General features: G+C 74.5%; 10 protein-coding genes. 5 read left to right on the top strand and 5 right to left on the bottom strand.

What is annotated here, in order from left to right; translation table 11 throughout:
* The first annotated feature begins 47 nt into the window (after nt 1–47).
* From ACZ37P_RS23145 to ACZ37P_RS23135, 3 genes are all read left to right on the top strand, one after another.
* Nucleotides 48–1,442 (top strand): NAD(P)/FAD-dependent oxidoreductase, encoded by a 1,395-nt coding sequence (locus ACZ37P_RS23145; protein ID WP_467348422.1) that lies wholly within the window; start codon nt 48–50, stop codon nt 1,440–1,442.
* A 201-nt stretch (nt 1,443–1,643) separates the two neighbouring features.
* A complete protein-coding gene (locus ACZ37P_RS23140; RefSeq protein ID WP_355346550.1) occupies nt 1,644–2,096 on the top strand; it encodes a hypothetical protein in 453 nt (150 codons plus the stop codon).
* Between the two features lie 68 nt (nt 2,097–2,164).
* Nucleotides 2,165–3,697 (top strand): CoA-acylating methylmalonate-semialdehyde dehydrogenase, encoded by a 1,533-nt coding sequence (locus ACZ37P_RS23135; protein WP_391050328.1) that lies wholly within the window; start codon nt 2,165–2,167, stop codon nt 3,695–3,697.
* On the opposite strand, the gene ACZ37P_RS23130 is transcribed toward ACZ37P_RS23135, so the two are convergent.
* Complete coding sequence (locus tag ACZ37P_RS23130; RefSeq protein WP_467348419.1) at nt 3,669–4,628, bottom strand: phosphatase PAP2 family protein; 960 nt, start codon at nt 4,626–4,628, stop codon at nt 3,669–3,671. The two genes, ACZ37P_RS23135 and ACZ37P_RS23130, sit on opposite strands and share 29 nt — an antisense overlap.
* Before the next feature lie 158 nt (nt 4,629–4,786).
* Nucleotides 4,787–6,118: a 4-aminobutyrate--2-oxoglutarate transaminase gene (gene gabT, locus ACZ37P_RS23125; protein WP_391050326.1), complete on the bottom strand. Its 1,332-nt coding sequence runs from the start codon at nt 6,116–6,118 to the stop codon at nt 4,787–4,789.
* A gap of 269 nt (nt 6,119–6,387) precedes the next feature.
* Here gabT and ACZ37P_RS23120 point away from each other — a divergent pair, with 269 nt between their 5' ends.
* Both ACZ37P_RS23120 and ACZ37P_RS23115 read left to right on the top strand, forming a co-directional pair.
* The gene (locus tag ACZ37P_RS23120) at nt 6,388–8,739 is read left to right on the top strand and encodes a type IV secretory system conjugative DNA transfer family protein (RefSeq protein WP_467348417.1); all 2,352 of its coding nucleotides are present in this window, start codon (nt 6,388–6,390) and stop codon (nt 8,737–8,739) included.
* Nucleotides 8,740–8,933: 194 nt separating this feature from the next.
* On the top strand, nt 8,934–10,481 hold the full coding sequence (locus ACZ37P_RS23115; RefSeq protein WP_355346565.1) for a helix-turn-helix domain-containing protein: 1,548 nt from the start codon (nt 8,934–8,936) through the stop codon (nt 10,479–10,481).
* A 15-nt stretch (nt 10,482–10,496) separates the two neighbouring features.
* On the opposite strand, the gene ACZ37P_RS23110 is transcribed toward ACZ37P_RS23115, so the two are convergent.
* From ACZ37P_RS23110 to ACZ37P_RS23100, 3 genes are read right to left on the bottom strand one after another with little or no spacing between them, the layout of a single operon-like run.
* Complete coding sequence (locus ACZ37P_RS23110; protein WP_467348415.1) at nt 10,497–15,644, bottom strand: SAV_2336 N-terminal domain-related protein; 5,148 nt, start codon at nt 15,642–15,644, stop codon at nt 10,497–10,499.
* A gap of 12 nt (nt 15,645–15,656) precedes the next feature.
* Nucleotides 15,657–16,757, bottom strand: coding sequence for an AAA family ATPase (locus ACZ37P_RS23105; RefSeq protein WP_467348413.1), 1,101 nt, complete (start codon nt 16,755–16,757; stop codon nt 15,657–15,659).
* 54 nt (nt 16,758–16,811) lie between these two features.
* Nucleotides 16,812–18,539, bottom strand: a complete 1,728-nt coding sequence (locus tag ACZ37P_RS23100) for a VMAP-C domain-containing protein (protein WP_467348412.1) — start codon at nt 18,537–18,539, stop codon at nt 16,812–16,814.
* Nucleotides 18,540–18,543: the final 4 nt, after the last annotated feature.

Here is an 18,543-nt window from a genome sequence, read left to right as displayed (position 1 = left end):
CCCCGTATTCCGGACGCAGACCCGCGCATCACGAAGGTGTGAGAACCATGGACGCAGCCCGCTCGCTCGCCGAGGCCGAGCCCCGACCGTACTGGCTGGACGACCCCGGCAGGCCGCAGGCGCACCCCGCGCTCACCGGCCACGACAGCTGCGACCTGCTGGTGGTCGGGGGCGGTTACAGCGGGCTGTGGACCGCGCTGCTGGCCAAGGAGCGCGATCCGCAGCGGGACGTGGTGCTGGTCGAGGGGAACAGGATCGGGTGGGCCGCCTCCGGGCGCAACGGCGGCTTCTGCGCCGCGAGCCTCACTCACGGCGCCGCCAACGGACTCGCCCGCTGGCCCGACGAATTCGACGCGCTCCAGCGGCTGGGCGACCGCAATCTCGACGCCATCGAGGAGGCCGTCGCCCGCTACGGCCTGGACTGCGACTTCGAGCGGACCGGCGAGATCGACGTGGCCACCGAGCCGCACCAGTACGACGAACTGCGCGAGGCCGCCGAGGAAGGCGCCGAGCACGGCCTGGACGCGGAACTGCTGGACCGCGACCAGGTCCGCGCCGAAGTCGACTCGCCCACCTTCCTCGGCGGCCTGTACAACCGGCGCGGCGTCGCCATGCTGCACCCCGCCAAGCTCGCTTGGGGCCTGGCCCGCGCCGCCGCCGACGCGGGCGTACGGATCTACGAGCGCACCCCGGCCCGCGACCTGGCCGGCTATGGCACGGCGCTGGGGGTGCGCACCCCGTACGGCAGGGTGACCGCCCGCCAGGTGGCGCTCGGCACCAACGTCTTCCCGTCACTGGTCCGCCGGGCCCGCCCGTACACCGTGCCGGTCTACGACTACGCGCTGATGACGGAGCCGCTGACCGAACAGCGGCTCGCGGCGATCGGCTGGCAGGGCCGCCAGGGACTGAGCGACAGCGCCAACCACTTCCACTACTTCCGGCTCAGCGCGGACAACCGCATCCTGTGGGGCGGCTACGACGCGGTCTATCCGCGCGGCGGCCGGATGCGCGCGGAGTACGACCAGCGGCCCGAGACCTTCCTGAAGCTCGCGGAGCACTTCCGCACCTGCTTCCCGCAGTTGGAGGACGTCCGCTTCACCCACGCCTGGGGCGGCGCGATCGACACCTGCTCGCGCTTCTCCGCCTTCTTCGGCACCGCGTACGGCGGCCGGGTCGCCTACGCGGCCGGGTACACCGGGCTGGGCGTGGGCGCCACCCGCTTCGGCGCCGACGTGATGCTGGACCTGCTGGCGGGGGAGGAGACCGAGCGGACCCGCCTGGAGATGGTCCGCAAAAAGCCGCTGCCGTTCCCGCCGGAGCCGCTGGCCACCGTCGGGATCGGCATCACCCAGTGGTCGCTGGCCCGCGCCGACCGGTCGGGAGGGCGGCGCAATCTGTGGCTGAAGGCGATGGACCGCGCCGGGCTCGGCTTCGACAGCTAGGGCCTGATCCGCCGGACAGGCCCTGGGGCCGCCCGGCGCGGACCCGCGATGATCCCCCGGCGCACAACCGGCATACGGCGTGAGCCACTTCACTACCAATGAGTAGCGAAACCCGCGTAATGATCGGCCCCCAACCCGCTCTCTTCCATGACAGCGACCGTCCACAGCGGTCGTCGGGCGGAAGAGACGGAGGAGCCGGTCATGGTCAGCACCGGTGCGAAAAGCGCGGTCGAGTGGCTGGTGTCGGTGGCGGTGGATCCGGTGAGCTGCCGGTGGGAGTGGGAGCGCAACCCCCTCGGGGTCACGCTGCTGCCCGCCGGGAAACTGTGGGACGTCCTGATCCTCACCGGGGATCTCGGCTACCCCACCCTGGACGTCCTGACCCGGCTCGTGGAGCGGCCGGGCCCGGTGCTCGCCGACTTCGGCGACTCCCGGATGGGGTTCTTCGTACCGCCGGGCACGGCGGCGCGCTGGCTGGCCACCGGCGTACGGACGGCGGGCCGCGGCACCTGGATCGTCGTGCCGTACCCGGGCCGGGCGACCGGCGGGGTGCGGTGGCTGGTGCCGCCGGACGGCAGCGGGCACCTCACCGACCCGGTGCTGCTCGAACTGGCCATGCACGAGGCCGCCGCCCAGATCGCGGGCGGCGGCTGAAGGACGCACCGCGGAGCGAGCCCACCGCGCGGTGCTTGTGACCACCTCCCCGGCCTGGGGAGACTGACATGAGACAACGACGGAAGGGTCAGCCCGTGACGACCAAGCACATCACCCACTGGATCGCAGGCAAGGGCTGGACCGGCGGCGCGGAACGGCACGCAGACGTGTACGACCCGGCGACCGGCGCGATCACCGGGCAGGTGGACCTCGCGTCCGCCGACGTCGTGGACGCGGCGGTCGACGCCGCCCTCGACGCGTTCCAGCAGTGGCGGCACACCTCGATCGCCAAGCGCACCGGCGTCCTCTTCGCCTTCCGCGAACTGCTCAACGCCCGCCGCGACGAACTGGCCTCGATCATCGTCGCCGAGCACGGCAAGGTGCACTCCGACGCCCTCGGCGAGGTCGCCCGCGGCATCGAGGTCGTGGAGTACGCGTGCGGCATCCCGCAACTGATCAAGGGCGGCTTCACCGAGCAGGCGTCCACCGGCATCGACGTCTACTCGATCCGCCAGCCGCTCGGCCCGGTCGCGATCATCTCGCCGTTCAACTTCCCCGCCATGGTGCCGATGTGGTTCTTCCCGCTGGCCATCGCCGCGGGCAACACCGTCGTCGTCAAGCCGTCGGAGAAGGACCCCTCCGCCGCCAACTTCATGGCAGGGCTCTGGCAGGAGGCGGGCCTGCCCGACGGCGTCTTCAACGTCGTGCACGGCGACAAGCCCGCCGTCGACCGCCTGCTGGAACACCCCGACATCAAGGCCGTCTCCTTCGTCGGCTCCACCCCCATCGCCCGCTACGTGTACGAGACCGGCACCCGGCACGGCAAGCGCGTCCAGGCCCTCGGCGGCGCCAAGAACCACATGCTGGTGCTGCCCGACGCGGACCTGGACCTGGCCGCCGACGCCGCCGTCAACGCGGGCTTCGGCGCCGCGGGCGAACGCTGCATGGCGGTCTCCGTGCTGGTCGCCGTCGACCCGGTCGGCGACGGCCTGGTCGAGCGGATCAAGCAGCGCGTCGCGGGTCTGACCGTGGGACCCGGCTGCGCCGCCAGCTCCGAGATGGGCCCGCTGGTCACCGGCGTGCACCGCGACAAGGTGACCGCGTATCTGGACTCCGGCGTCGCGGACGGCGCGGAACTGGCCGTCGACGGCCGCAAGCACCCGATCTCGGGCGCGGAGACCGCAGACGGCTTCTGGCTCGGCCCCACCCTCTTCGACCGCGTCACGCCCGGCATGTCCGTCTACGACGACGAGATCTTCGGCCCGGTGCTCTCCGTCGTCCGCGTCTCCTCGTACGAGGAGGGCCTGGCGCTGATCAACGCCAACCCGTACGGCAACGGGACCGCGCTGTTCACCAACGACGGCGGCGCCGCGCGGCGCTTCCAGCACGAGGTCGAGGTCGGCATGGTCGGCATCAACGTGCCGATCCCGGTGCCGGTCGCGTACTACTCCTTCGGCGGCTGGAAGTCCTCGCTCTTCGGCGACACCCACGCCTACGGCGAGGACGGGGTCCGCTTCTTCACCCGCGGCAAGGCCGTCACGCAGCGCTGGCTCGACCCTTCGCACGGGGGCATCAATCTGGGCTTCCCGACGAATAGCTGACCGTCGGTCCGTCGGCGTCCGGACCGTCGGCGTCCGGACCGTTGGCGTCCGGACCGTCGGCGTCCGGTCCGCCGACGCCCGGACGGTCGGCGCTCGAACCGTCGGCGTCCGGTTCGCCGGCTTCCGGCGCGTGGCTGAACAGCCCGGCCGCCGCCACCCACGCCACCAGCGTGACCGTCAGGAACCAGCTCGCCAGCACGTCCAGCGGCCAGTGGTAGTCGCACCACACCAGTGCGACGCCCACGGCCGCCTGGAGGGCGAGGGTGAAAACGGTCAGCGCGGTCCTGGCCGCGGGGCGGCGCACGTACGGCAGCAGGAGCAGCAGGGCCAGGCCGTACGCGACGGCGGAGGTCGCGGCGTGACCGGAGGGGAAGTAGCCGTAGCCGTCGAGCCGGGGCAGGAGGCGGCCGGGCGCGGGCCGGTGCACCGCGGACTTGACCGTGTCGACCACGACCGGCAGCAGCGCCATGGCCACGCAGGCGGCCAGCGGCGGCAGCCACCAGCGGACGACGGCCGCCCGCCGCCCGAGCACCGCGGCGGCCACGACCGCGACGAGCAGGACCGGCACGGCGACCTCGATGTTACCGAAGTCGCTCACGACCTGCGCGGTGCCGTGCACGCCCGGATGCGCGGCGGACGCCCGCCGGAACCAGCCGAGTACGGTCCAGTCGCGGCCGACCAGCCGCCCGCCGGTCTCGACCTGCCAGGTGAGCAGGGAGAACAGGGCGGCGCCGACGGCGCTCAGCAGCAGGAGAAAAGTCAGCCGCCCCGGAACAGGGGGGAGAGTTCCGGGGCGGCCAGGGCGACCGCCGTGCCGCTCGTCCCGGGGGGTGTGGGACGAACGGCCGACCGATCGGCGAGGAGTGCCGGGGCCTACGGTCCCGGCGGTGTCGTGCGCGAGGGCACTGCTGAGCCGGTGTTGGGGATACACCGGCGCGGTGTCGCCCGTGATGATCTCCTTCGGAGACCGCCCCGAGCGGGGTGTTCTGCTCAGACCGTACGTCACCGGGAGGGCCACAAGGCCAGGGATCACCCCTCCGCCATCAGGCCCGCACACGTTCTTCACGTCCCCCCATTCCTTACCGCCGGTCACACCCCGGCGAAGGCCCCCTCGATGATGTCGAGGCCCTCGTTGAGCAGATCCTCCCCGATAACCAGCGGCGGGAGGAAACGCAACACGTTGCCGTAGGTGCCACAAGTGAGGACAACCAGGCCCGCACTGTGACACGCGCGGGCGATCGCGCCGGTGAGCGCCGCGTCCGGGGTCGTGGTGCCCGGCTCGACCAGTTCCACCGCGATCATCGCGCCGCGCCCGCGGACCTCGCCGATCGCCGGGAACTTCTCCTGGAGCGCGGTCAGCCGCGCCTTCATGACCTCGCCGATCCGCCGCGCCTTCGCCGCGAGGTCCAGCTCCTTCATCGTCTCGATCGCGCCCAGGGCCGCCGCGCACGCCACCGGGTTGCCGCCGTAGGTGCCGCCGAGGCCGCCCGCGTGCGCCGCGTCCATGATCCCCGCGCGCCCGGTCACCGCCGCCAGCGGCAGACCGCCCGCGATGCCCTTCGCCGTCGTGATCAGATCCGGCACCACGCCCTCGTCCTCGCACGCGAACCACTGACCGGTACGGCAGAAGCCGGTCTGGATCTCGTCCGCGACGAACACGATCCCGTTGTCCTTCGCGAACTGCGCGATCCGCGGCAGGAAGCCCTTGGCGGGCTCGATGAAGCCGCCCTCGCCCGCGATCGGCTCGATCACGATCGCCGCCACGTGCTCCGCGCCGATCTGCTTGGTGATCATGTCGATCGCCTGCGCCGCCGCCTCCTCCGCCGCGTGCTCCGGCCCGGTCAGCCACCGGAAGCCGTACGCCAGCGGCACCCGGTACACCTCGGGCGCGAACGGCCCGAAGCCCTCCTTGTACGGCATGTTCTTCGCGGTCAGCGCCATCGTCAGATTCGTCCGGCCGTGATAGCCGTGGTCGAACACCACGACCGCCGGGCGCTTGGTGTACGAACGCGCGATCTTCACCGCGTTCTCCACCGCCTCCGCGCCCGAGTTGAACAGCGCCGTCTTCTTCGCGTGGCTGCCGGGCGTCAGCTCGTTCAGCGCCTCGGCGACCTCCACGTACCCCTCGTACGGCGTCACCATGAAGCAGGTGTGCGTGAAGTCGGCGAGCTGCGCCGTGGCCCGCCGCACCACGGCCTCCGCGCTGTTGCCCACCGACGTGACCGCGATCCCGGAGCCGAAGTCGATCAGCCGGTTCCCGTCCACGTCCTCCACCACGCCGCCCCCGGCGCGCGTCACGTACACCGGCAGCGTCACCCCCACCCCGTTCGCGACCGCGGCGCTCTTGCGCGCCGACAGCTCCTGCGACTTGGGGCCGGGAATGCTGGTGACCAGCTTGCGTTCCTGCGGAAGTGCGGTCATGGCGGGTGCTCTCCTCAAGCCGGGCGGCGGTGTCTGTGCGGTGTCTCTTCGGATCTCTTCGGACTTTTCAGCTCTTCCCGCAGGCTAGGCCGCGTCCCGGCCCGCCCGCATACGCCGATAGGTAACACTGCCCACCGACGATTCGCCGTAACGGCCAGTGCGCGCGCCGCGGCGTGCCACCGCCCGCCACCGGCAAGATCCTTTTACGGCGGTAGCCGCTCGACTACATTGAGCGCATCGTCGGCGACGAGGGGCGAGGGGCACGCACCATGGATGCCATGGATCACGAGGGCGCGCACGGGTACGGCCACCGGCCCGAGGTGCCGCCCCGGCCCGCCGGGACACCGGCGCGCCCGGCCGCCGCGCCCCCCGTGCCCAAACAGGCACCGCCGATGTCCGAGACCGAGCGCTGGCTGCGCACCCCGCGGATCTCCGACGCGCCCGGCGTGTACGCCTACGGACACGTGCCCAACGAAGCCGACCGGGTCCCCGACGGCCGCGTCCTCGGCCGCGCCGCACTCGCCCTCCTCGCCGGAATCCTCATCTGGTCCCTGCGCAACAACGGCTTCCTGCCCTGGTGGCAGTTCCCGCTCAAGATCCTGACCCCGCACAGCTGGTCCTTCAGCGGCCACCAGTCCCGCCCCGAGGTCTTCACCCAGAACCTCTACAGCGTGCTGTCGGCCGCCGTGATCGTCTGGATCACCGGCAGGCTCGGCAACTGGGGCGAGGCGGCCCGCCGCTTCCTGAACACCCCCGCGCGCCGCGGCTGGTTCGCGCTCGCCGCGGGCGCCCTGGTGTGGCAACTGAGCTGGACGGGCTACGTGCCCCTCCTCGACACGGTGCTCGACCTCTTCCCGTACTCGTGGATAAGCGGTGGCGGCAACCCCAACCGGGCCGCCGCGGTCACCTACGCCATCTACGCCCTCGTCGCCGCGCTGATCGCCTGGCCCTGCGCCACATTCGGCGGCTGGTTCGGCATCCCCGGCTGGCAGCCCGACGACACCGCGGGAACGCGCCCCGCCGCCCCCTCGTACACCCGCACCGGCACCGACCCCTTCGGGGAGACCCCCGCGGACTGGCCGGAACTGCGCGCGGCCGGGCGCTCCGACGCGGCCGACCGGCTGGCGCGGGACGTGGGCCTGGGCCGGATGAACGACGTGGACTGCGTCCGCGTCCGGCACGCGTGGGACGAGACCCGGCAGCGCCCCCGCGAGGTCCTGGCGTTCACCGACGAGGTCCGGCGCCTCGGCGGCGGCGCCTGCCTCCACCCGTCGGGCGAGCGCGACCTGCCCGCCCGCACCGCCCCGCACGACCTGCTCGGCGGCCAGGTCAGGATCGGCCGCGGCGTCGAGGACGACCGCAACGGCTTCCAGTACCGCGGCTCCGGCATGGCCCTCGACCCCGCACTGCTCGGTACGGGACTGCTCGTCGTCGGCCCGCCCGGCGCCGACAGGACCCGCCGCGTCATGCGCCCGGCGGCCGAGTCGCTCTGCCTCCAGGCGCTCACCGGCACCGCCGCCGTGGTCGTCGTGGCCGGCGCGGACACCGACCTCGGACCGCACGAGGCGTACGACGTCGTCATCGCGCCCGGCGACCCGGCCTCCCGCTACAGCCTCGACCTGTACGGCGGCACCACCGACCCCGACATGGCCGCCTGGCTGCTCGCCGAAGCCCTCGTCGACGGCCCCGAGGCCGAACAGCGCCGCGCCGTCGCCGCCCTCGGCCAGCTCCTCGGCCCCTACGCCGCCGCGCACGGCCGTTTCCCCCCGGTGCCGGTGCTCCGCGAACTGCTGGACGGCGCCCCCGAGGCGTACGAGGACCTGCGCCGCGCCGTGGACGCGGCGGGCGCGCCCGCGCTGCTGCGCGAACTCGACGCCAGGCAGCGGCAGTCCGCCCGCACCGGGGACATCGGCGGCGACCTCGCCAACCGGATCGCGCTGCTCGACCGGCCCGCCTTCGCCGGGTCCTTCGGCGCCCCCGACCGGGCCCGGCCGTTCTCGATGGAAGCGCTCGTCCACCCCATCCGGGTGCGGATCGAACTGCCCGAACGCGGCCACGCCGAAGCCTCCCGGATCCTCGTCCGGCTGCTGCTCGCCCAGTTCACCGCCGCCGTCCGCGCCCAGCGCACCTGGACCCGCTTCGTCTGCCTGATCGTCGACGACATCGGCCAGGCCGTCACCGCGGAGACCGTCCGCGCGCTGGCGGCCCTGCCGTCCACCACGGCGGGCATGGTCCTCGGCCTGCGCACCCTGGCCGACGTGCCCGAGCACCTGCGCGGCCCGCTCGTCGCCGCCGCGGGCTGCCGGATGTCCCTGGCCGGGGTCACGCCGTGGGACGGCAAGTTCTTCGCCGAGTCCTGGGGCACCACGCGGGTGGAGACCCGCGAGGTCACCCGCGCCGACCAATCGGGCGGCATGGCGCAGCGCGTCAACCGCGTGGCACGCCGGATGATCACCGGCCGGGTCGTCACCGCCGACGCCGTCACCGTCCGCGAGGTCGAGCGCGAACGCTGGTCGGCCTCCGACCTCGCCCACACCGTGCCCGCCGGGCAGGCCGTCGTCTCGCTCACGACCACCGCGGGGGAGAGCGCCCCGCCGGTCCTGGTGGACCTGCGGGGGTAGCGCCGAGGGCGTGCGGGCCCGTACCGGTCGGGCGGCGACCGGGCGTGCGGGCCCGGTCGGGTCGGGCGGCGGCGGGGCGTGCGTGTCCGGTATTGGCGGCTGGCGTCAGGGCAGCGCTGGACGGTGCGGCACAATTGGGGGTGGCGACCGCTCCCGGTCGGCCAAAAATCGGCCTTCTCCCGTACCAGGCACCTATGCCCCTCACGCTCGCGTCCCTCGCCCACCACTCGGTCCTCAAGCTCACCGTCCTCGCCGGAGGCGACCGGCTGGGGGACACCGAAGTGCGCTGGGTCCACACCAGCGAGCTGGACGACCCGGGACCGTACCTGGAGGGCGGCGAACTGCTGCTCACCACCGGCCTGAAACTGCCCGTGGACGACGCGGAGCACATACGCGCGTACGTGACGCGGCTGGCGGCGGCCGGAGTCGTCGGCCTCGGCTTCGGCGTCGGGGTCGGCCACGACGCCGTGCCCCCCGCCCTGGTGGCCGCGGCGGAGACCGCCCGGCTGCCGCTGTTCGAGGTACCGCGCAAGACCCCGTTCATCGCCATCAGCAAAGCGGTCTCCGCGGCCGTCGCCGCGGACCAGTACAAGGCCGTCACGGCGGGCTTCGAGGCCCAGCGCGAACTGACCCGCGCCGCCCTCGCCCCCGACGGCACCGCCGCGCTCCTCAGCCGCCTCGCCCAGCACCTCGACGGCTGGGCCGCGCTCTACGACGCCTCAGGCGCCGTCCTGGCCGCGGCCCCCGACTGGGCGGGCCGCAGGGCGGCCCGGCTCGCGGGCGAGATCGACCGGCTGCGCGACACGCCCGCCCCGGCCAGCGCCGCCGTCGCGGGACCCGCGGGCAGCGAGGACCGCGTCGAACTCCAGTCGCTGGGCACCGGCCGCCGCCCCCGCGGCTTCCTCGCCGTCGGCACCGAGGAACGCCTCGACACCGCCGCCCGCTACGTCGTGCACGCCGCCGTCGCCCTGCTCACCCTCTCCCTCGAACAGTCCCGCACCCTCCAGGACGCCGAACAGCGCCTGGCCGCCGCCCTGTTGCGGATGCTGCTCGCCGGGGAGCCCGGCCATGCCCGCAGCGTCGCGGGCAAGCTCTACGGCACCCTTCTCGACCACCCGGTCCGCGTGCTCATCGCCGAACCGGCCGAGGCCCACGCCACCGCGGGCGCCGACGCCGTCACCCTCCTCGGCGAACGCGCCGAGGCCGTCGCCTCCCGCTCCGGCGACGCCCTCCTCGCCGTCCGCGAGGGTCCCCGGCTGATCGTGCTGGCCGCCGAGGAGTCCATGGCCCTGTCCACCGCCGCCGACCTCGCCGAGGCCGAGGACGCGCTGGCCGCGGGACTGTCCGCGCCCGTACTCCCCGCCGAGGTCCCCGAGGCCCACCGCCAGGCCGAACGCGCCCTCGCCGTCGCCCTGCGCCGCGGCCGCAACCTCGTCGAGCACGGCGAGGTCGGCGCGGGCTCCGTCCTGCCCCTCCTCGCCGACGACGCCGTCCGCGCCTTCTCCGAAGGTCTGCTGCGGCCACTGCGCGACCACGACGCCACCTCCCGCGGCGACCTCGTCGCCTCCCTGCACGCCTGGCTCTCCCACCACGGCCAATGGGACGCCGCCGCCGCCGACCTGGGCGTCCACCGCCACACGCTCCGCTACCGCATGCGGCGCGTCGAGGAAATCCTGGGCCGCTCGCTGGACGACCCGGACGTGCGGATGGAGCTGTGGCTGGCGCTGAAGACCGGGCCGTGAGGCGCTGACCCGCGGTCAGCCCTGCCGGTTGTCGGCCAGCAGCCGCGCGGCCATGCTCTGCGCCTGCCGCTCGGCGTCCCGCGCGTCCGAACGCCGCCTCGCCAGCAGGGACTTGGCCCGCAGCGCGGTCACCCGGTCCTGGTGCGGGCGGTCGGCGAAGAGGCTGTCCAGCAGCGACTCGGCGGCGGACAGGTGCCCCTCGGCCCGCGACCGGTCACCCGCCAGTTCACGGGCGCGGGCCAGCAGCAGTTCCAGGCGCGGCAGCAGCGGGCACCGGGAGCCGTAGACGTCCACGGTGGCGTCGCGCGCGCGCAGCAGTTGGACCGCCGCCGCCTGGACGTCCCCGGCCGCCAGCAGCACATGGCCCTCCGCCGTCCTGAACCGCGCGTAGAGATGCGGCCGTTCGACGTTCGCGCGCTCCACGAAGGGCCGCATCGCATCGATGTGCCGTTGGGCCCGGGTGATGGCCGGATACCACCGGTCGTCGCTGTACGGTTCCCGCTCGGCCCACTGCGAGCCGGACGCGTACTGCGCGAGGCTTGTCGCGAGCAATTCGGTGAGGGCCAGGTACAGATCGAAGTGCTCGCGTGTTGCGGCCGTGGCGAGAGACGCGAGGTCGGCCTCGGTGCCGCTGTCGGCGGCGCCGAGGCGCAACCGCAGGAGTGCCTCCTCGGCCAGCGGCACAGCGGCACCGATGGCGGACGATGACACTTCGTCCCTGGCGGCCGCGATCGAGGCGTCGAGGAACGAGTCCCGGCAGCTGTCGAGGAGTTCCGCCGTCATGTCGTCCCTGCGACCTGCCCAGGACGACGGCTCCGCCGACCGGCCGTACGACCGGGACGCCCGGCTGAGGTCGCCGGTGACGAACCCGTGCCTCAGGAGACCCTGGCCGACAAGGCGCCGACCACGGTGAGACACCGTCGGCTCCAGCCTCAGGTATTCCTCCTTCGCCGAATCCAACGAGCCACACCACAGCGCGAGTTCGGCTCTGGCCAGCGCGGCCTCCTCCTTCGCGGAAGGCGAACCGCGCCCGGCACCGGGAGCCGCCTCGATCTCGGTGCAGCGCTCCAGTGCCTGCCGCACCAGGCCGCGCGCCATCCGTGCCCGCAGGGAGATGATCCGCCAACTCTGGCGCTCGTTGGGGATGAACAGCGACCGCGACAGGGGCCTGTCGTCGCCCAGCGCGATCAGGGCCAGCCGTTCGGCCTCCGCCGCGGAGCCGTGCAGCAGCTGATACCGGCTCCAGTTCACCAGCAGCGTGAGGATGGGGTCGGTGGTGGGGAGCACCTGGTCCTCGCGGGTATCCATGACCCGCCCGACCAACTCGCCGAACGGCGGCCCACTTTCGTACGCGGCCCAGGTCGCGGGATCGGGGGTCGGCTCCGGGTAGAAGCGGGACAGGGTCCCGACCAGCGCGCGCCGGAAGCGCGCGGCGTCCTGGCGGGTCACCCGGGCCCGCACGGCGGTACGGGCCGACTCGGTCAGTCGCAGCGCCGTCCCGTCGGCCTCGGCCAGATTGCCTTCCACCAACCGTGCGGTGTCGACGGGGAGTTCGGAGGACGGACCGCGTCCCTCCGGCCACGACGCCCACAGCGCGGACACCGTGGCTCCTGTGACGCCGTCGCCGGTGTCGAGGAAGTCCAGCAGCCACAGAGTGAGCAGCAGGTCGGGGCCGAGGGGAAGCACCGGGGAGAACGGACCGGCGTCGGCCGCCTCCCGCGCCGTGAAACCCGCCGTCACCGACGCCACATCCCAGATCCGCGCGCGGCCGAAGGACGAGGCCGTGGCCAACAGGGGCCTGCCGTAAGTGCCGTTGAAGGCGGCGACGGCCACCACACGGCTGGTGTCCCCGGTGGCGACGGTGCCGACCGGCTGAGCGGACGCGGTGTCCCAGAGCGTGACCGTGCCCTCGGCGTCGATCGCCGCGACCAGGTCGGGCCGGCCGTGGACGTGGACGGTGGTGAGCGCCTCCACCTGTCCGAGCCGTGCGGGCAGGTCGCTGTCGACCTCCTCGCCGCTGGCGGCGTCCCTGACGTGGACGGTGCGGTTCTCCGGCGGGTGGTCCCCGGTCACGTGGAGGCAGAGCGGCCGTGCGCCGGGGCCGGTGAAGAAGGTGAGGGCGCGGACGCGGCCCACCAGGGGGGTGAGGGCCGAGCCGAATTCGGTGCCGGTCCCGGGGTCCCAGCAGCGCAGGGCGACGTCAGGGCCCGCCGTGACCAGGACGAGCCGTCCGTCCGCGTCGGTGAAGGTCGTCAGGAGGTGCGCCCCGGACGACGGGCCGGCGACGAGGGTGCGCGTCCGTGTGCCCGCAAGGAGGTCCCAGAGGGAGACGGCGCCGCCGATCCCCGCGACGGCGGCCTGCGGACGGCCGTTGGCGTCGGGGAAGACGGTGAGCGTCTGCACGGCGTCGGGGCCGCCCTCCAGCGGTACGCCCGGGCCCGCGCTCCCGGCCGCGTCCCACAGGTGCGCGCCCTGGCCGTAACCGGCCGCCATCAGCCACACGCTGCCGCCCCAGACGTATCCGGCGAGGCCCCGGTCGCCCTTGGCGGTGGCCCACTCGTAGAGCGGCAGGACCGGTTCGTCGGGGCTGCCGAACAGGCGGCCGAACTCGGCCCGTACGTCGATCGCCTGGAGCGCGCCGGGGTTGGTCGGCATGCGCTGGGCCAGTTCGTAGAGCCTGCTCGGGGTGGAGCGGTCCAGCGCCAGCAGGTCGGGCTCGATGTTCGCGGTGAGGTGGTCCATGATCTCGGCGCGGGTCAGCTCGCCGAGGGTGACGACGGTGCCCAGGCTCGACGGGTCGCGAACGCCGTCGAGGGAGGCCACGGTGAACAGCACGGAGCCCCGGCCGTACGGGGGAAGGCATCCCTCCAGCGCCTCGCGCAGGCCCTCGCCGTAGGACCGGACCCGGTCGAAGATCAGCAGCCAGTCGCGGTGTGCGCCCAGGCGTGCCCACAGGTCCGTGGGGGGCGCGGAGCGGTGCTCCCGGTCCGGGGTGAGCGCGGACTCCAGCGCGGTCAGCCCTTCGCGCAGGCTCTGCCGGGTCCGTGCATCGATCCGGTGGACGAAGCTGTGCCGGGGCCCGTACTTGCGGACGTACTCCTGCACCAGGCGGGTGCGGCCCGACCCGTTCGCGCCGACGACGACGGCCACCGAGGGCATGCTCCAGCCGCGGTCCGCCGTGCGGTCGGCGGGGGAGGGTCGCAACGTCCTTTTCAGGGTGTCCAGTTCGGGGGCGCGGCCGATCATCCGCTCGGGATCGGGCGGGGTGGTGACCGGCGGGACGGGGAGGAGGTGTTCGGGGTGCGGGACGGTGGAGGCGTGCGGCGTCGCTGCCGCCCCCTCGTGCGGCCCGGCGTCGAGCACGTCCAGGGCGCGTCCCTCGGCCGCTGCCGTCAACTGCCGTGCCAGCGCCCGGTGCTGGCCGCCCGCGCCGCTGAGGACGGCGGCGGCGACCTCGGCGAAGGGGAGGCTGCGTTCGGGCAGGAGCCGGCTGGAGGCGCCGTTCTCGGGGGCCGCCGCCGGGGCCGAGGCGGCGTCGACGGCCAGGGAGGCCAGCGCCCGGAAGTCCAGGGTGCCGCCGAAGGTCGCGGCGACGCGGCCGGAGACGCGCGCGAGGACGTCGTCCAGGACGTGCAGGGATTCGGTACGGGTCAGCTCGGCGAGCAGCGCGTCGCGGACGCCGGGGGCGAAGTCGTAGACGACCTCGTCGGGGTCGGTGGGCGGTGCGGGCGCGGCAGCGTCATCGGGGGCCGGGCCGCGGCGCTCGATCAGGCCGGAGAGGAAGAGTTCGGCGAGGTCGGTCTGGCCCGAGCCGGGGACGGTGGCCTGCTGGACGAGCCGCATGACGGGCAGGCTCAGCGGGGCCGCCGCGAGGTGGCAGGCGAGGCGGAAGGCGTCGGGGGAGCAGCCGGAACGGAAGCGGGCGACGCGCTCCGCGGGGCCCGGCGGCTCCGAGGGGGCGGCGGCGCGCGCGGGCCGGGGCGCGCCGTGTACGGGCGCCGCCAGCATCGGGGACCAGCCGGGCACGCGGCCCGCGACCAGACCGGCCCAGGGTGCCAGCCAGGCGCCGTCCACCTCCATCACCGGCAGCCAGCGCACGCCGTGCGGGCGGGCGCCGCGCGGCAGGCCCGGCACGGCGGCGGCCGTCCGTACCTCGGCGACCGGCCGCGCCGCGTCGGGCACCCGCAATTCGACGGGCGCCGTACGCAGCGCGGTGCGGTGCCACAGCCTGCGCGGCAGGACCTGGAGCGCGGCCACCGGGCGTTCCCGGCCCGCGCGGGCCAGGAATTCGGGCAGCTCGTCGCCGTACCAGGCGGGGCCGACGCCGTCGGTGAGCACGAGCAGCAGCGTCCGGCCGGTGGGGTCCTCCAGGGCGCGGCTCCAGCGCGGGCCCGCGGGACCCGCCGGGGCCGCCGGGCGGGCGGACTTGCGGCGGCGGAAGGGGGACAGGCGCGGCGCGGGGCCGTCGGTCGACAGCGACCAGCACCGTACGTCGGCGAAGGCGCCGTGCCGCTCCAGCACTGTGCACAGCTCGGTGGCCAGGCGGTGCCAGACCGCCATCGTGGCGCCGGTGTCGATCAACAGGTCGACGGAGAACCGGCGTTCGCTCGCCGGCCGCCAGACCGGCAGCAGATACTCCGCCTCGCCGGTCGCCTGGGCGGTGGCCTCCTCGTCGAGGACCGCGGGTCCCGGCGCGGGCACGGACTGGCGCAGCGGGCGCAGGGCGCGGGCGAGGTCCAGGGAACCGCTGAGCGCAGGCGGCTGGGTGACCCGCACGACATGCGCGGCGGGGCCGCCGGGCGCGGGCGCGGCCTTGGTGAGCGAGTGCAGGCCGACGCGCGGGGAGGGGGTGGCGGGCGCGGCCGGTGGGCGGCGCGGTCCGGGTCCGGGGTCCGGTGCGCGCTCCCGCTCCGCCGGTTCGGGGCCCGGCCGTACGGGGTCCGGTTCCGGTGCGACCGCCCGCGACGGCTCCTCCGGGCCGCCGTCCACCTCGTTGGCCCCGTCTTCCGCCGTCAGTCCGGCCAGCCGTGCCAGCCACACCACATCGGCCATTTCGACAGCCGTGGGGCCGTCCTCGTGGCCGCCGAGGAGCCCGGCCAGTACGGCCCTGAGCCCGTCGGGGTGCTCGGGTGGCCGCGGCGGTGGGGGTGGGGGTGGGGGCATGGCGGGCGCGGGTCAGGACTCGTTGAGGGGGCGGAGGAGGACGCTCTCGATGAACTCGCGGTCCTGCCGGCCCGACCACAGGCCGCGGTCGGCCATCAACAGGGCGTTCAGGAGCTGGTCGTTGGCAAGCTCCGCGCCCTCCTCGCGCTGGCGGCGCAGGAACTCCGCGATGACCGCGGCGCGTTCGGCCGCCGCGCCGGGGGCGCCGGGTCCCAGGTGCGCGGTGACCATCGCGGCGAGCCGGTCCGCGTCCGGCGGCTGGATCTCCAGTCGGACGCAGCGACGCAGGAACGCGGCCGGGAACTCCCGCTCGGCGTTGCTCGTCAAGACGGTGAAGGGGAACTGAGCACAGCGCACCGTCCCGCCAGTGACGGTGGCCGTCCGCGCACCGTCCGCGGTCATGACTTCCTGATCACCCGGCCCCAGCCGGGCGAGTTCCGGAATCCCGAATTCGCCTTCCTCGAAGACGTTCAGCAGGTCATTGGGCAGATCGAGATCACTCTTGTCGATCTCGTCGATGAGCAGCACCCGCGGGTGCCGCCAGGGCAGCAGCGCCGTACCGAGGGGACCGAGCCGCAGATAGCGGCCGACGGGCGGCGGCTCCTCCCTGCCGGTGCCGCCCCCGGTGCCGTCCCTCCCCGCGCCGCCCGTGCTCCCCGCCGGACCGCGTCCCATGCCCGCGTCGTGCAGACGGCCGATCGCGTCGTACGCGTACAGGCCGTCGCGCAAGGTGGCGCGGCTGGTGATCGGCCAGCGCAGCACGGGACCGAGGCGCAGTTCGTGGGCGACCGCGTAGGCGAGTGTCGACTTGCCGACTCCCGGCTTGCCCGTGATGAGCAGGGGGCGGCGCAGGTGCAGGGCCAGGTTGACGAGCTGCACCTCGCGCCGGTCGGCTTGATAGGCGACGGCCTGGCGGTCGCGGCCGAGCCGCCGGGCGGTGGCGCCGTCCGCGCCCGGTCCCGTGCCGTCGGCGGGCGGCGGGGGCAGTTCGCCGGGGTCGCCGTACTCGGTGCCGAAGGCCCGCCAGGCGGGGGCCTCCGGCAGGCCGTCGATGCCGTCGTGCGGGGTGCCGGTACCCCGGTACACCCACCAGTCGTCGCCGTTCGCCGTCACCGCACCGCTCCTTGTCCTCTGCGTCCTGTGCGTCCTGTGCGCGTCGTCCGCATGTCAGGCCATCCCCGCGTACGGCGTGTCCTGGTCGGCGTCCACGCTGTCCGGGTCGTCCCAGAGCAGCGTGATGTTGTTCCGCACGTCGTCGGCGCCCGCCGTCCTGCCGTACTTGCGGCAACGGTGCACGGTCTCCGGCAGGTCGAGCAGCCGGGCCGGGGGGTGGGCGCGCAGCGCCGTCACCAGCTCGCGCGGGTCGCCGGGGTCGCGCCGCCACAGCATGACGGGCACGCCCTCGGTGTACAGCGCGTCCTTCACGGCCGCGAGCAGGTGCGCCGAGAGCCGGTCGTACGGCACGGTCAGGCCGAGGCAGGCCAACTCGGGCTGCCGTACGAGGGATTCGGTCAGCTCAGTCGCGGCGGACCGCCCGTGCAGCCGGGGCCAGGAGATCCTGCCGAGCGCGTCGTCCGCCGGGTCCGGCTCCCGAGCCCCGGTTCCGGCCGTGTCGCCGTTCCCGCCGCCGAGCGGGGCCGCCGCCGCTCGCTGCGGGTCCCGGCGCAGGTGCTGCCAGCGCTGCCGCCACGCGCCGATGACCCAGGAGTCGGTGTACCGCTCCAGGGACCGTACGACGACAGGGTGGTGCTGGCCGAGCGGGGTACGGGTCGGCCCGGCCGACCACAGCTCGGCGCTGTACCCCAACAGGGCCTCGGGCAGCAGGAATTCGACCCGGACACCGCCGCCCGCGCCGCGCACCTCGCGGGCCAGTTCCGTCCACGCCGACATCCGCGCGCTGCCCGCGCCGGTCAGCTCGCTGCGGCGGAAGGGCTCGCTGGGCGGCAGCGCCGCCACCCGGCGCAGCGGGCCGCCGTGCACGGCCTGCCGGTAGTAGGCGCCGCGCAGTTCGTAGCTGCCGTCCTCGACATGCTCGGGGCCCGCGGCCTCGACGCGGATCTGCACGATCAGCCGGTCGGCGGCCTCCGGGCTCTCCGCTCCGCCGCCGGCCGTCCCGGTGTCCCCGGCCCGGCCGCCGCCCAGCGCGCCGAGCAGGTCGCGCAGCGCCGCCCAACGGGCGTACGCGGCAAGGTCGGTGTCGGCCGTGACGGAGCCGAGGAAGCGCAGCAGCGGTACCGCCCGGCCCGCGTCGCCGCCGGGGCCGCCGCCCCGTAGGTCGGACAGGCGCACCAGGATCTCCGGCAGGGTCTCGCGGCCGGTGAGCAGCGCGGTGCCGGGCGCGCCGTGCGGGACATGGCGCGCGAGCTGGGCGGGGGAGGGGAGATGCGGGAGGTCCGCGCGCAGCGCGGTGAGGACGGCGAGCGAGGCGTCGGGCGGCAGGGGCGCCGCGCCGGTCAGGCCCAGGACGGCCAACTCCAGCCACGGCAGGGCCTTGTCGTACGGCGCCTGACCGCGCAGCGCCGCCCGCAGCGCGTCCAGTGCCGCGTCGGGGTCGGGGCGGGTCTCGATCGCGCCGACGAGATTGCGCAGGTGGGCGCGGGCGACGAACTCCTCGCGGACGTCGAGCCGGAAGCGGGCCCGGCGCGCGCCCCGCACGCCGCCCGGACCGTACGGCCGCGGCTCGTGGCGCTCCGCCGCCTCGTCCATCCGCTGGAGCAGGTCGAGCCGGTCGCCGTGCCGGGACAACTGCGGGAAGTCCTCCAGCAGTTCACCCAGCAGCTCGGCCGCACCGACCGGCCACGGACCCCCGTCGGCCGCCGGACCGGGACCGTCCCCGGCCCTGCCGACCTTGGCCAGCAGGCGCTTCGCCGTCCACTTCCCCTCCACGGAACCCATCGCG

Source organism: Streptomyces sp. NPDC024632 (assembly GCF_055559175.1).
This window is presented reverse-complemented; position numbering and strand designations above follow the sequence as displayed.